This is a genomic window from Streptomyces sp. NPDC005262 (assembly GCF_042872425.1).
GTDB lineage: Bacteria > Actinomycetota > Actinomycetes > Streptomycetales > Streptomycetaceae > Streptomyces.
Window position 1 is genome coordinate 137,040 of sequence record NZ_JBIAKK010000005.1, and the last position, 12,551, is coordinate 149,590.

12 protein-coding genes and 1 tRNA gene are annotated in these 12,551 nt (G+C 68.7%); 7 read left to right on the top strand and 6 right to left on the bottom strand.

All coding sequences use genetic code 11. The annotated features are described in order from the left end of the window. Positions 1–55: 55 nt before the first annotated feature. From ACFYP5_RS15820 to ACFYP5_RS15835, 4 genes are all read right to left on the bottom strand, one after another. Entirely contained in the window at positions 56–400 is a 345-nt protein-coding gene (locus tag ACFYP5_RS15820) for a rhodanese-like domain-containing protein (RefSeq protein WP_030930368.1), read from the bottom strand. A 59-nt stretch (positions 401–459) separates the two neighbouring features. Beyond that, positions 460–1,416, bottom strand: a complete 957-nt coding sequence (locus tag ACFYP5_RS15825; protein WP_389035621.1) for a hypothetical protein — start codon at positions 1,414–1,416, stop codon at positions 460–462. A gap of 58 nt (positions 1,417–1,474) precedes the next feature. Further along, positions 1,475–2,926, bottom strand: coding sequence for a DUF2252 domain-containing protein (locus ACFYP5_RS15830; protein ID WP_389035623.1), 1,452 nt, complete (start codon positions 2,924–2,926; stop codon positions 1,475–1,477). A 136-nt stretch (positions 2,927–3,062) separates the two neighbouring features. Next, positions 3,063–4,223, bottom strand: coding sequence for a hypothetical protein (locus ACFYP5_RS15835; RefSeq protein ID WP_389035626.1), 1,161 nt, complete (start codon positions 4,221–4,223; stop codon positions 3,063–3,065). Positions 4,224–4,299: 76 nt separating this feature from the next. On the opposite strand from ACFYP5_RS15835, the gene ACFYP5_RS15840 reads away from it, so the two are divergent. Next, entirely contained in the window at positions 4,300–4,767 is a 468-nt protein-coding gene (locus ACFYP5_RS15840) for a MarR family winged helix-turn-helix transcriptional regulator (RefSeq protein ID WP_389035628.1), read from the top strand. Positions 4,768–4,812: 45 nt separating this feature from the next. On the opposite strand, the gene ACFYP5_RS15845 is transcribed toward ACFYP5_RS15840, so the two are convergent. Beyond that, on the bottom strand, positions 4,813–5,157 hold the full coding sequence (locus ACFYP5_RS15845; RefSeq protein WP_030972465.1) for a helix-turn-helix domain-containing protein: 345 nt from the start codon (positions 5,155–5,157) through the stop codon (positions 4,813–4,815). Positions 5,158–5,286: 129 nt separating this feature from the next. Between ACFYP5_RS15845 and ACFYP5_RS15850 the strand changes: the two genes are divergently transcribed. Beyond that, positions 5,287–5,898 carry an FMN-dependent NADH-azoreductase gene (locus ACFYP5_RS15850; RefSeq protein ID WP_389035630.1) on the top strand — a complete coding sequence of 204 codons (612 nt, stop codon included), beginning with the start codon at positions 5,287–5,289 and terminating at the stop codon, positions 5,896–5,898. A gap of 194 nt (positions 5,899–6,092) precedes the next feature. Here the strand turns inward: ACFYP5_RS15850 and ACFYP5_RS15855 are convergent. Beyond that, positions 6,093–6,175: transfer RNA gene (locus tag ACFYP5_RS15855), tRNA-Leu, on the bottom strand. 324 nt (positions 6,176–6,499) lie between these two features. Here ACFYP5_RS15855 and ACFYP5_RS15860 point away from each other — a divergent pair. From ACFYP5_RS15860 to ACFYP5_RS15880, 5 genes are all read left to right on the top strand, one after another. Then, positions 6,500–7,375, top strand: coding sequence for an FhaA domain-containing protein (locus ACFYP5_RS15860; protein WP_389035632.1), 876 nt, complete (start codon positions 6,500–6,502; stop codon positions 7,373–7,375). A 10-nt stretch (positions 7,376–7,385) separates the two neighbouring features. Next, positions 7,386–7,901, top strand: coding sequence for an FHA domain-containing protein (locus ACFYP5_RS15865; RefSeq protein ID WP_389035635.1), 516 nt, complete (start codon positions 7,386–7,388; stop codon positions 7,899–7,901). Between the two features lie 129 nt (positions 7,902–8,030). After that, positions 8,031–9,536: a Stp1/IreP family PP2C-type Ser/Thr phosphatase gene (locus tag ACFYP5_RS15870; RefSeq protein ID WP_389035638.1), complete on the top strand. Its 1,506-nt coding sequence runs from the start codon at positions 8,031–8,033 to the stop codon at positions 9,534–9,536. Between the two features lie 23 nt (positions 9,537–9,559). Next, positions 9,560–10,978: an FtsW/RodA/SpoVE family cell cycle protein gene (locus ACFYP5_RS15875; protein WP_389035640.1), complete on the top strand. Its 1,419-nt coding sequence runs from the start codon at positions 9,560–9,562 to the stop codon at positions 10,976–10,978. Then, positions 10,975–12,429, top strand: a complete 1,455-nt coding sequence (locus ACFYP5_RS15880; RefSeq protein ID WP_389035643.1) for a penicillin-binding transpeptidase domain-containing protein — start codon at positions 10,975–10,977, stop codon at positions 12,427–12,429. Before ACFYP5_RS15875 ends, ACFYP5_RS15880 begins: the two co-directional genes overlap by 4 nt. Positions 12,430–12,551 lie beyond the last annotated feature (122 nt).

Here is a 12,551-nt window from a genome sequence, read left to right on the forward strand (position 1 = left end):
ACAACGGGCCCGACCCGGAACCACCCGGGGCGGACCCGACGGGACCCCGGCCGGCTCAGAGGACGAAGGCCGGAGTGCCGTTGTCGGTGACCATCGGACGTCCGGCACCGTCCCAGGCGAGCATTCCGCCGTCGATGTTCACGGCGTCGATGCCCTGCTGCACCAGGTACTGGGTGACCTGGGCCGAGCGGCCGCCGACCCGGCACATCACATGCACGCGCCGACCGTCCTCGGCCGCCTCGGTCAGCTCACCGAAGCGGCCGACGAAGTCACTCATCGGAATGTGCAGGGCACCTTCGACGTGCCCGGCGGCCCATTCGTCGTTCTCCCGGACGTCCAGCACCAGACCGTCCGACGGCACCGCCGCGACATCCACCGAGGGCAGCGGAGCGAAATTCATGGGTCATGCCTTCTCTCGTGCGTACGCTCCGGAGTCACGCTCCAGAGTCACCGGAAACGCTACTGCACCAGCCCCGCAAGCTCCGCCTCGCGCTGCGAGACCTCGCCCAGCAGCTGCTCGGCGATCTCGTCGAGCAGCCGGTCCGGATCGTCGGGCGCCATCCGGAGCATGGCCCCGATCGCGCTCTCCTCCAGCTCCTGGGCAAGGACCGTCAGCAGCTCTTTGCGCTGGGTCAGCCAGTCCAGCCGGGCGTAGAGCTCCTCGCTCTCGCTGAGCTCCGCCCGCTCCGTGGCCGGTCCGGCAGCCCACTCCTGCGCCAGTTCCTTCAGCAGCGCTTCGTCCCCGCGCCCGTAAGCGGCATTGACGCGCGTGATGAACTCGTCCCGGCGCGCCCGCTCCGTCTCGTCCTGGGCCAGATCCGGGTGAGCCTTGCGCGCCAGCTCGCGGTAGAGCTTGCGCGCCTCCTCGTTCGGCCGGACCCGCTTGGGCGGCCGGACCGGCTGCTCGGTCAGCATGGCCGCCGCCTCGGGGGACAGCCCATCGGAGTCGATCCAGTCGTGGAAGAGCTCCTCGACACCCGGCATCGGCATCACGAGCGCCCGCGCGTCCTGCGCCTTGCGCAGGTCCTCGGGGTCACCGGTCCTGGCGGCCCGGGCCTCGGCGATCTGCGCATCGAGCTCGTCGAGGCGGGCGTACATCGGGCCGAGCTTCTGGTGGTGCAGCCGGGAGAAGTTCTCGACCTCGACCCGGAAGGTCTCCACGGCGATCTCGAACTCGATCAGCGCCTGCTCCGCCACCCGCACAGCCTTCGCCAGCCGCTCCTCGGGGCGCGCCCCGTCGGCAGCACGGCCCGCATCGGCATCCGCGCCGGTGTCCGCCCCCTCGTCGGCCCTGCGGCCAGGCTGCGCGTCCGCCACAGGCTGCTCGTACGGCACCTGCTGCTCGTGCTGCCGGTCGTTGTCCTGCCGGTCATCGTCGTTCCGGGTGGTCGGCACCCCGGCGGCTTCGTGGGTCACCCGTCCAGCGTATGGCCCCGCCCCGCGCCCCGAAGACGCGCGGTCGGCGAACCGCGCCTCACACCCCCAGCTCTGCCGCTATTCGCCCGGAACCGACGGCCCGCACCAACTCCGCGTGGTCCGCTTCCGTACGGTCCGCGTACGTCACCGCGAAGTCCGCAATCGCCTCGTCCAGCTCGTCGTTCTTCCCGCAGTACCCCGCGATCAGCCGCGGGTCGGCGCTGTGTGCATGGGCCCGCGCCAGCAGCGCACCCGTCATCCGTCCGTAGTCGTCGACCTGGTCGGCCGTCAGGGCCACCGGGTCCACGCTGCCCTTGCGGTTCCGGAACTGCCGCACCTGGAACTGCCGACCGTCCACGGTCGCCCACCCCAGCAGAATGTCGCTGACGACCTGCATCCGCTTCTGCCCGAGGACCACCCGACGTCCCTCGTGCGCCACCTCCGGCACGTCGAACCCGGCGGCCGGCAGATAAGGCGCCAGCGCGGACGGCCGCGCCTCCTTCACCTGCAGCACCAGCGGCTCGCCCCGGTGGTCGAGCAGCAGCACGACGTACGACCGGGTGCCGACGCTCCCCGTGCCGACCACCCGGAACGCCACATCGTGGATCGAGTACCGGGCGAGCAGCGGCACCCGGTCCTCCGAGATCGTGCTCACATAGTCGCCGAGACCCGCCGCCACCGCGGCGGCCTCCGCATCCGGCACCCGCCGCAGCACCGGCGGTGCGTCGACGAACCGGCGTCCGCCGTCCTCGGACTCCTCCGTGGACTTGGCCGCGAAGCGCGCGCTGGTGTTGTTACGGGCCTTCTGCGAGACCCGTTCCAGTGTGCCGAGCAGATCCCGCGCATCCGTGTGCGAGACGAGTTCCTCATCGGCGATGGCATTCCAGGCATCGAGAGCGGGAAGTCTGGCCAGCAGTCGCATCGTCCGCCGGTACGCGCCCACCGTGTCGTACGCGCCCTGGCGGCAGGTGGCTTCGTCCGCCCCGGCTTCGCGCCCCGCGAGCACCAGCGAGGTGGCGAGCCGCTTCAGGTCCCACTCCCACGGGCCGAACACGGTCTCGTCGAAGTCGTTCAGATCGATGACCAGGCTGCCCCGCGCATCGCCGTACAGCCCGAAGTTGGCCGCATGCGCATCGCCGCAGAGCTGAGCGCCCACCCCCGTCACGGGTGTGCCCATCAGGTCATGAGCCATCAGCCCGGCCGAACCCCGCAAGAACGCGAAAGGCGTGGCAGCCATTCGCCCCACCCGGATCGGCGCGAGGCCGGGAACGCGGCCCCGGTTCGACTCCTCGACCGCCTGCACCGCGTCGGGCCGGCCGGAAGGAAGGACAAGGGAATCGTGCGAGACCCTGGGTACCCGGTCACGCAACGCCTTGCCCGCCGCTCGGGGCGACTGCGGTGCACTCCGCTCCGCCACGCCCGCGCGCCGCGCGAACCCGGGCACGACCGGAATGCGCGGCCCGTCCGTCACAGCCCGCTGCACCGGCACCGTCGCCTCGAACTGATCCATGGCACGCAGCCTCCCCCGCCCTCGACCGGCGTCCTTGTCCAACATCAACTGGCGACGACGGTACCGTCGTCCGCCGACAGGCGTCTGCCCCTGTGGAAAACCGAGGCAGACACCTGTGGACAACGCTCTGTCCTGGTCAGACGCCGACGGTCTCCTCGAGCTCTTCCTCCAGCTCCTCGCTCGCCTCGGCCTCGGACCGACGCTCGACCTCGGACAGGTTCTCCACCCCGGAACGGCTCGCTGCCGCCGACCGGCTCTCCGCCCCGGCCCGGTGCGCGGTCCCGGCCGCGCCCTGAGCCTGTGCGGCGACGCTCCGCCGCTTCGCTTCGGCCAGCCCGGCCACGCCCATCACGGCCAGCCCCGCCACGAACCACAGCGTGAGCACCAGCGCATGTCCGCCGAGCGCGTACCCGCCGAAGTACACATGACTGCGTACGCCCTCGACAAAGCCCGCACCGTTCCAGAAGGCATGCAGCGAACCGAAGAAGCCGGGCTGCAGTTCGGGCCGGAAGATGCCGCCGGAGCTGGTGAAGTTGAGCATCACGAACAGCACCATCACGCCGAGCGTCGTCCACCGCTTCAGGAACGTGTGCAGCCCGACCCCGACCATCAGGATGCCCGCCGAGTAGAGCCACGCCATCGCCCAGACACCGCCGAGCCCGTGGTCCACCAGTCCGAACAGCGGCCCCGCGAACGCCGCACCGATCGCGCTCACCATCAGCGACGCGCCGACGACCAGCGCCGCCCTGATCCGCAGCGCCAGTGCCGCGCCCGCGCCACCGATCACCGCGACCGATGCGTACGACCCGATGCTCACCGCGACGAGCAGGAAGAAGATTCCCTGGCCGGTCGGATCGCCGTCGGCGGTCGGCGCCGTGTCCGTCACCTTCAGCGGGTCGCCCTGCGCGGCCGCCACCTTCGTGAAGACCTTCTCGACCACCGTGGCGCTGGTGTCCGAGGAGGCGGTGGCCACCAGCAGCTCGGGGTGCTTCCCCGGCAGGTAGGCGCCGTAACTCTTCTGTGTCTTGAGGTGGTTCACCGCAGTGGCCCGATCGGTGACGGTACGCACGCTGAGTGCCCCGTCGCCCTTGTCCTGCAGCGTCTGAGCGAGCACCTGGGCCCTCGGCCCCGACCCCACCACGTCCACCCGCAGGTCGTGCGGTTCCGGAGCATGGAACGCCCCCAGGTAGGCGAGCCCCATGCCGATACACATCAGCAGTGGAGTGACGAGATGGCTCAGCACGTGACGCAGGGCGCCCGCGGTGGAGCCGACGGCGGCACTCTGGCCTGTGGACATCGGAACTCCAATGGTTGGCTTTTACAACTCTCAATCTGTTGTACTATACAACTGAAATTTTAGAAAGGTGAACTCCGTGACAGGCACCCCCCGGGAACGCGACGAGTCACTGGATGTCATTCAGCGGGAACTGACCGCGTTCGCACGCCGAGCGCGCGCCGCCGCAGCCCGGCTCCATCCCGAGCTGCCCCTGGTCTCGTACACGCTGCTGGCACACATCGACGACCAGCACGGCTGCCGCGCCACAGACCTGGCGGCGCACTACATGCTGGACAAGTCGACGGTCAGCCGGCAGATCGGCACCCTGGAGAAGCTCGGCCTGGTCGAGCGCCACCCGGACCCCGTGGACCATCGCATCCAGGTGCTGCATCCCACCGAGGCCGGGACCCGGGCACTCGCCTCCACGCAGGCCAGCCGCCGCACGGCCTATCAGGAGCGCCTCGCGGAGTGGACGGCGGACGACCTGGCCCGGTTCGCCGAGTACCTGCTGCGCTACAACTCGTCGGGCGGGACGACCGCCCAGGAGACACCCCAGCAGCCATAGCCCCAGCCCTGGCCACAGAAGCCGCAGCCGCAGGAGCCTGAGCCGCTAGCAGCCACCGTCATCCGCGAGGTACGTCTTCGACCAGAGCGCCAGCTCCTTGAGCGCGGGCTCCATCGCGGCGCCCGCCTGCGTCAGGCGGTACGAGACCCGCAGCGGCGGCCCCTCGTCGACCTCGCGGACCACCAGCCCGGCAGCGCCGAGCTCGGACAGCCGGTCCGAGAGCATGCGCTCACTGATGCCCGGAATCGCCCGCCGCAGATCGGCGAAGTGCACCGGATGCTGCATGAGTACGGAGACGATCGGGCCTGTCCAGCGCTTCCCGAACAGCTCGAAAACGCGCGTGATGCCCACGTCGACCCGCCGACACGCCTGTTCGCTGTGCTCCGCCATACACCAAGAGTACTGCGTCGCCGTGCGGGACTTACGAATAGTAAGGGCCTATGCTATTACTAGGTACGTACGAAAAAGACGCCCTCCCGTCAGGCCGGGCACCATCCCTAGATATCCGTGGAGACCCCCATGGCCACGCTTCTGCACCTCGACTCCGCCGTCTTCCCCCAGGGATCCGCGTCGCGCGAGGTCACCGCCACCTTCGTCCAGACGTGGCTCGAGCAGCACCCCGACGGTCAGGTCGTCTACCGCGACCTCGCCGCGAACCCGTTGCCTCACCTGGACGCCGCCGCGGCCGCCGCCGGCGCCGGAGACCCGCTGCGCAGCGAGCTCGCCGCCGAACTGGCAGCGGCGGACGCCGTCCTGATCGGTGCGCCGATGTACAACTTCAGCATTCCGTCGACCTTGAAGGCCTGGCTCGACCAGGTGATCATCGTCGGCCACAACGCGGGCCCCGAAAGCCCGGTGGCCGGCACCCCGGTCACCGTCGTCGCCAGCCGCGGCGGCTCGTACGCCCCCGGCACGCCGCGCGCTGACTCCGAGTTCGTCCAGAACTACCTGGAGAAGCTGCTGACGAGCATGTTCGGCGCCGAGGTCGACTTCATCGTTCCGGAGCTGACGCTGGCCCACTCCCAGCCGGCGATGGCCGAGCTCATCCCCCTCGCCGAGGCCTCCCGCGCCAAGGCGTTCACCGATGCCGCGGAGAAGGCCAAGGCCCTCGCCGCCCGCCTCGCGGCCTGAGCCGTGCAATGACGAAGGGCCGGGGCCCGCGGAGTGGTCGACCTCCGCGGGCCCCGGCCCTTCGTCACACCCGCACCCATCGGAACACACACCCGGACCACCCCGAATCGGGCGTTTCACGTGAAACAACGCACCGAATCCACCGAGGAACGAAGAAGCCCCACAGACCGTTGGCCTGTGGGGCTTCTCTCTTGTGCGCGAGGGGGGATTTGAACCCCCACGTCCCTAAGGACACTGGCACCTGAAGCCAGCGCGTCTGCCGTTCCGCCACTCGCGCATGAGTGGTGTTTTCAGACTCTCTCACCTGTTGGTGCGAGCGCCTGGCGACATCCGGAAGATTAGCACGCTGGACAGGGTGGATTCACATCCGTTGTTTCGCAGCCGGATGCAGAACGAATGAGGACAGCGGGAACGCGCGACGACCGCCCCCACTCCTCCTCAGTGCACCCCGGGTGCGGGACACTGTCAGGACACCGCCTCTACGATCCATGTGAGAGGTGACACTCATCCACAGGGCAGACAAGGGGAACCAGCCGATTTCCCGACGCGTGGATACGATCAGTAAGCAGTACAGGGACGAGAACACCGGAGGAGGTGCCCCATGGGAGTCATGAAGCGTTTCGAGCAGCGTCTCGAAGGTCTGGTCAACGGCACCTTCGCCAAGGTGTTCAAGTCCGAGGTCCAGCCGGTCGAGATCGCGGGCGCCCTCCAGCGCGAGTGCGACAACAACGCAACGATCTGGAACCGCGAACGAACCGTCGTCCCCAATGACTTCATCGTCGAGCTCAGCGCCCCGGACTACGAGCGCCTCAGTCCGTACTCCGGCCAACTCGGCGACGAGCTCTCCGGTCTGGTCCGGGACTACGCCAAGCAGCAGCGCTACACCTTCATGGGATCCATCAAGGTCCACCTGGAGAAGGCCGACGACCTCGACACCGGGCTCTACCGCGTGCGGAGCCGCACCCTGGCGTCAAGTTCGTCACAGCAGGGCCAGCAAGCCCCGCAGGGCCACCTGGGACAGTCCGGCCACCCGGGCCAGGGGCGGCAAGCCGCCGCCCAGCCCGGCGGCGGCTACGGCTACCCGCCCAGCTCCGTCCCACCCATGCCCGCGGCCCCGCCGCCGGGCGGCGGCCGTCCCGGAGCACCCAGCACCGACCGGCGACCGCCGGCCGCGCCCGGCGCCATGCCGAGCGCGCAGGTGCGACGCTGGATCGAGATCAACGGCACCCGCCATCAGATCTCCCGCCCGACGCTGGTGCTGGGACGCAGCACCGACGCCGACGTGCGGATCGACGACCCCGGCGTATCCCGCCGGCACTGTGAGATCCGGACCGGAACGCCCTCGACGATCCAGGATCTCGGGTCTACCAACGGCATCGTGGTAGACGGGCAGCACACAACCCGCGCTACGCTCCGCGACGGCTCGCGGATCGTCGTGGGCAGCACCACCATCGTTTACCGGCAAGCCGAAGGGTGAAGCGGGGGCAATGTCAGAGCTGACCCTGACGGTCATGCGGCTAGGTTTCCTAGCCGTTCTGTGGCTGTTCGTGATCGTGGCCGTGCAGGTCATCCGCAGCGACCTGTTCGGAACGCGCGTCACGCAACGCGGCTCACGCCGCAGTGCGAGCGACTCACGTCCGCAACAGGCACGCCAATCTGCCGCGGCACCGCCGCAGCAACGCCAGCAACCCGGCCGCCAGCGCCGGGGGGCACCGACAAAGCTGGTCGTCTCCGAGGGCACCCTCACCGGCACCACGGTGGCGCTCCAAGGGCAGACCATCACCCTGGGACGGGCCCACGATTCAACGATCGTGCTGGACGACGACTACGCGTCCAGCAGGCATGCCAGGATCTACCCCGACCGTGACGGCCAGTGGATCGTCGAGGATCTCGGGTCCACCAACGGCACGTATCTCGACCGGACCCGTCTCACCACCCCGACACCTGTTCCGCTGGGCGCGCCGATCCGGATCGGCAAGACCGTCATCGAGCTGCGGAAGTAGTACGACAATGAGCGAGCGGAGCGAGCGAGCCGCGGCCGTCCGGGCAACGGACCCGGCCCGGCTCCCGACCGGAGGGTGGGCAGTGTGGCTCGAGACCGGCTGTACCCCGAGCCGACGGGCGAGGTGCGCATGAGTCTGTCCCTGCGCTTCGCCGCCGGATCGCACAAGGGCATGATCCGGGAGGGCAACGAGGACTCCGGCTATGCCGGTCCACGCCTTCTCGCCATCGCCGACGGCATGGGCGGTCAGGCGGCCGGTGAGGTCGCCAGCTCCGAGGTGATCTCCACGCTCGTCCAGCTCGACGACGACGTGCCCGGTTCGGACATCCTCACCTCGCTCGGTACGGCGGTCCAGCGGGCCAACGACCAACTGCGCATGATGGTCGAGGAGGACCCCCAGCTGGAGGGCATGGGCACCACGCTCACCGCCCTGCTCTGGACCGGTCAGCGCCTGGGCCTGGTCCACGTCGGCGACTCCCGCGCGTACCTGCTGCGCGACGGCGTACTCACCCAGATCACCCAGGACCACACCTGGGTGCAGCGGCTGGTCGACGAGGGCCGGATCACCGAGGAAGAGGCCACCACCCACCCGCAGCGCTCCCTGCTGATGCGCGCGCTGGGCAGCGGCGACCACGTCGAACCCGACCTCTCCATCCGTGAAGTCCGGGCCGGCGACCGCTATTTGATCTGCTCCGACGGGCTCTCCGGCGTCGTCTCGCACCAGACGATGGAAGAGACCCTCGCCAGCTACCAGGGCCCGCAGGAGACGATCCAGGAACTCATCCAGCTCGCCCTGCGCGGCGGTGGCCCGGACAACATCACCTGCATCGTCGCCGACGTCCTCGACGTCGACAGCAACGACACCCTGGCCGGGCGGCTCAACGACACCCCGGTCATCGTCGGCGCGGTCGCCGAGAACCAGGCCGCCCAGCTCAACGACGGCGGCGCGATGGAGACCCCCGCCGGACGCGCGGCCGGCCTCGGCCGTCCCGTCCCACCGCCCGCAGGCGGCTTCGGCCCACCCGGAAGCGGTGACGGCCTGGGCTACGGCGGAATGCCGAACGGCTCCTTCGACGCGTACACCGACGACGACTTCATCAAGCCCGGCGGCGGCCGCAAGTGGCTGAAGAGGTCCCTGTACATCGTGCTCGCGCTGGCCGTCATCGGCGGCGGTGTGTACGGCGGTTACCGCTGGACCCAGAACCAGTTCTACGTGGGCGCCAAGAACGAACACGTCGCGCTGTTCCGCGGCATCAGCCAGGACCTCGCGTGGGTCTCGCTCTCGAAGGTCGAGAAGGACCACCCCGAGATCGAACTCAAGTACCTCCCGCCCTACCAGCGCAAGCAGGTCGAGGCGACCATCGCCGAGGGCAACCTGGCGGACGCCCGGGAGAAGATCAGCGAGCTCTCGACCCAGGCATCCGCCTGCAAGAAGGACGCGCAGCGCCGCGCGGCCGAGGCGGAGAGCAGCGCCCGCACCGGCGAAGGCGAAGCCGGCGGCACGGGCTCGGAGGTCACCAAGACGTCCGCCCGGTCCGACGCCACCAAGACCAAGCCGACCACAGCGACTCCCACTCCCGGCCCCAGCCTCTCGGAGGAAGAGCAGAGGCTGGTTCCGCAGTGCGGTAAGCAGTAAGCCGTAGGGGAGCCTTCAGCACCATGAGCGTTGTCACCAACACGACCACGATCGGCGCGATCGACGCGCCGAGCCGTCGCAACACCGAGCTGGGCCTGATGGCTTTCGCCATCGGCATCTCGGTGTTCGCGTACGCCAATGTGGGCCTTGCCATCGACGGCGAGCTGCCCTCGGGCATGCTCGGATACGGGCTCGGACTGATCCTGCTCGGCGGCGTCGCCCACCTCGTGGTGCGCAAGTTCGCTCCGTACGCGGATCCGCTGCTGCTGCCACTGGCGACCCTGCTCAACGGGCTGGGGCTGGTGCTGATCTGGCGACTGGACCAGTCGCCTCGCCTGATCCAGCGGGCCAAGACGCTGTTCGGCGCCTTCAGCCCGGACGCGCCCAAGCAGCTGATGTACTCCGCGATCGGCGTCGCCCTGTTCGTCGCCGTACTGATGGTGCTCAAGGATCACCGCATCCTGCAGCGCTACACGTACATCTCCATGGCCGTGGCACTGGTACTGCTGATCCTGCCGATGTTCTTCCCGGCGGTGAACGGCGCGAAGATCTGGATCAGCCTCGGCCCGTTCTCCATCCAGCCCGGCGAGTTCGCCAAGATCATCATCGCGGTGTTCTTCTCCGGCTATCTGATGGTGAAGCGCGACGCCCTGGCCCTCGCCAGCCGACGCTTCATGGGCATGTACCTGCCCCGCGGCCGCGACCTCGGACCGATCCTCGTGATCTGGGGCCTGTCGATCCTGATCCTGGTCTTCGAGACCGACCTCGGCACGTCTCTGCTCTTCTTCGGCCTGTTCGTGATCATGCTGTACGTCGCCACGGAACGGACCAGCTGGATCGTTTTCGGCCTGCTGATGTCCGCAGCCGGCGCGGTCGGCGTTGCCACCTTCGAGCCGCACGTCCAGTCCCGTGTGAACGCCTGGATGGACCCGTTCGCGTGCTACACGACCGACACGAGCGGCGCCTGCGAGCAAATCGCCAACGCCATAATGTCCTTCGGTTCCGGCGGCACCCTCGGCACCGGCTGGGGCCAGGGCAACTCCGACCTGATCGGCTTCGCGGCCAACGCCGACTTCGTCCTCTCCACCGTCGGCGAAGAGCTCGGCCTCGCCGGGATGATGGCCGTCCTGCTGATCTACGGTCTGATCGTCGAGCGCGGTGTGCGCACCGCGCTCGCCGCCCGCGACCCGTTCGGCAAGCTCCTCGCGATCGGCCTCTCCGGCGCCTTCGCGATCCAGGTCTTCGTCGTCGCCGGCGGTGTCATGGGTCTCATCCCGCTGACCGGTATGACGATGCCGTTCCTCGCCGCCGGTGGTTCTTCCGTGATCGCCAACTGGGCTCTGATCGGCATCCTGATCCGGATCAGCGACACCGCACGCCGCCCCGCACCGGCCCCCGCTCCCTCCTCCGACGCCGAGATGACCCAGGTGGTCCGACCGTGAACAAGCCCCTGCGCCGGATCGCGATCTTCTGCGGCGTCCTCATCCTCGCCCTGCTCGTGCGGACCAACTACCTGCAGTACGTCCGCGCCGACGAGTTGAACACCCGCGACGAGAACCGCCGCGTCCGCATCGAGCGGTACGCCCATGAACGCGGCAACATCATCGTCGACGGCAACCCCGTGACCGGCTCGGTCGAGACCAAGGGCAGCGACTTCAAGTACAAGCGGGCCTGGAAGAACGGCCCCATGTGGGCACCCGTCACCGGGTACTCCTCGCAGGCCTTCGACGCCTCGCAGCTCGAAAGCATCGAGGACGGCATCCTCACCGGCAACGACGACCAGCTCTTCTTCGACCGCACCCTGTCGATGTTCACGGGCGAGAAGAAGCAGGGCGGCAACGTCGTCACCACCCTCAACGCAGCCGCCCAGAAGGCCGCCTTCCAGGGGCTGGGCGACAAGAAGGGTGCCGTCGCCGCGCTCGACCCGCAGACCGGCGCCATCCTGGCCCTCGCCAGCACCCCCTCGTACGACCCCTCGACCTTCGCGGGCAACTCCGACAAGGACACCAAGGCCTGGCAGACGCTCCTGAAGGACAAGGACAAGCCGATGCTCAACCGGGCATTGCGCGAGACCTACCCGCCCGGCTCCACCTTCAAGGTCGTCACCGCCGCCGCGGCCCTGGAGAACGGCCTCTACACCGACATAGACGGCAAGACGGACTCCCCGCTGCCCTACCGGCTCCCGCAGGTGAGCACCGTCCTGCAGAACGAGGGCAACATCCCGTGCGAGAACGCCTCGCTCCGGGAAGCGCTGCGAATGTCCTGCAACACCGTCTTCGGCAAGATCAGCGATGACCTGGGCAACCAGAAGATGATGGACGAGGCCGGCAAGTTCGGCTTCAACAAGGAGATCTTCACCCCGGTCCGCGCCGACGCGAGCATCTACCCGAAGGACAACCGGCCGCAGAACGCCATGGCAGGCATCGGCCAGGCGTCCAACCGCGCCACTCCGCTGCAGATGGCCATGGTCGCCGCCGCGGTCGCCAACGACGGCAAGCTCATGCAGCCTTACATGGTCGCCGAGCGGCAGGCTCCCAACCTCGACGTCATCTACACCCACGAGAAGGAGCAGCTCAGCCAGCCCCTCTCGGGTGAGAACGCGCAGAAGCTCCAGCAGATGATGGAGACCGTCGTCAAGAGCGGCACGGGAAAGAACGCCCTCATCGACGGCGTCACTGTCGGCGGCAAGACCGGTACCGCCCAGCACGGTCTGAACAACAGCGAGAAGCCGTACGCCTGGTTCATCTCGTACGCGAAGACCGCCAATGGCTCCCCGGTCGCAGTGGCCGTAGTGGTCGAGGACAGCCAGGCCAACAGGGACGACGTCTCCGGTGGCGGCCTCGCAGCTCCGATCGCCCGGGATGTGATGAAGGCGGTCCTCGACAACAAGTAGTGACGCCCATCACATGGGGCGCCATATCTGCACATTGGGATACCGGTCAGATATCAGGTGACGGCTCTGGGCCGATCAGGTAGTGCGTGGCCGGTAGCGTATGCGCGAGCAGCACACCGCCG

Excerpts from the sequence above, each read along its gene's own strand:
- ACFYP5_RS15850 (WP_389035630.1), top strand. The coding sequence starts at position 5,287 with ATGGCCACGCTTCTGCACCTCGACTCCGCCGTCTTCCCCCAGGGATCC.
- ACFYP5_RS15835 (WP_389035626.1), bottom strand. The coding sequence starts at position 4,223 with ATGTCCACAGGCCAGAGTGCCGCCGTCGGCTCCACCGCGGGCGCCCTG.
- ACFYP5_RS15875 (WP_389035640.1), top strand. The coding sequence starts at position 9,560 with ATGAGCGTTGTCACCAACACGACCACGATCGGCGCGATCGACGCGCCG.
- ACFYP5_RS15865 (WP_389035635.1), top strand. The coding sequence starts at position 7,386 with ATGTCAGAGCTGACCCTGACGGTCATGCGGCTAGGTTTCCTAGCCGTT.
- ACFYP5_RS15830 (WP_389035623.1), bottom strand. The coding sequence starts at position 2,926 with ATGGATCAGTTCGAGGCGACGGTGCCGGTGCAGCGGGCTGTGACGGAC.
- ACFYP5_RS15860 (WP_389035632.1), top strand. The coding sequence starts at position 6,500 with ATGGGAGTCATGAAGCGTTTCGAGCAGCGTCTCGAAGGTCTGGTCAAC.
- ACFYP5_RS15870 (WP_389035638.1), top strand. The coding sequence starts at position 8,031 with ATGAGTCTGTCCCTGCGCTTCGCCGCCGGATCGCACAAGGGCATGATC.
- ACFYP5_RS15820 (WP_030930368.1), bottom strand. The coding sequence starts at position 400 with ATGAATTTCGCTCCGCTGCCCTCGGTGGATGTCGCGGCGGTGCCGTCG.
- ACFYP5_RS15845 (WP_030972465.1), bottom strand. The coding sequence starts at position 5,157 with ATGGCGGAGCACAGCGAACAGGCGTGTCGGCGGGTCGACGTGGGCATC.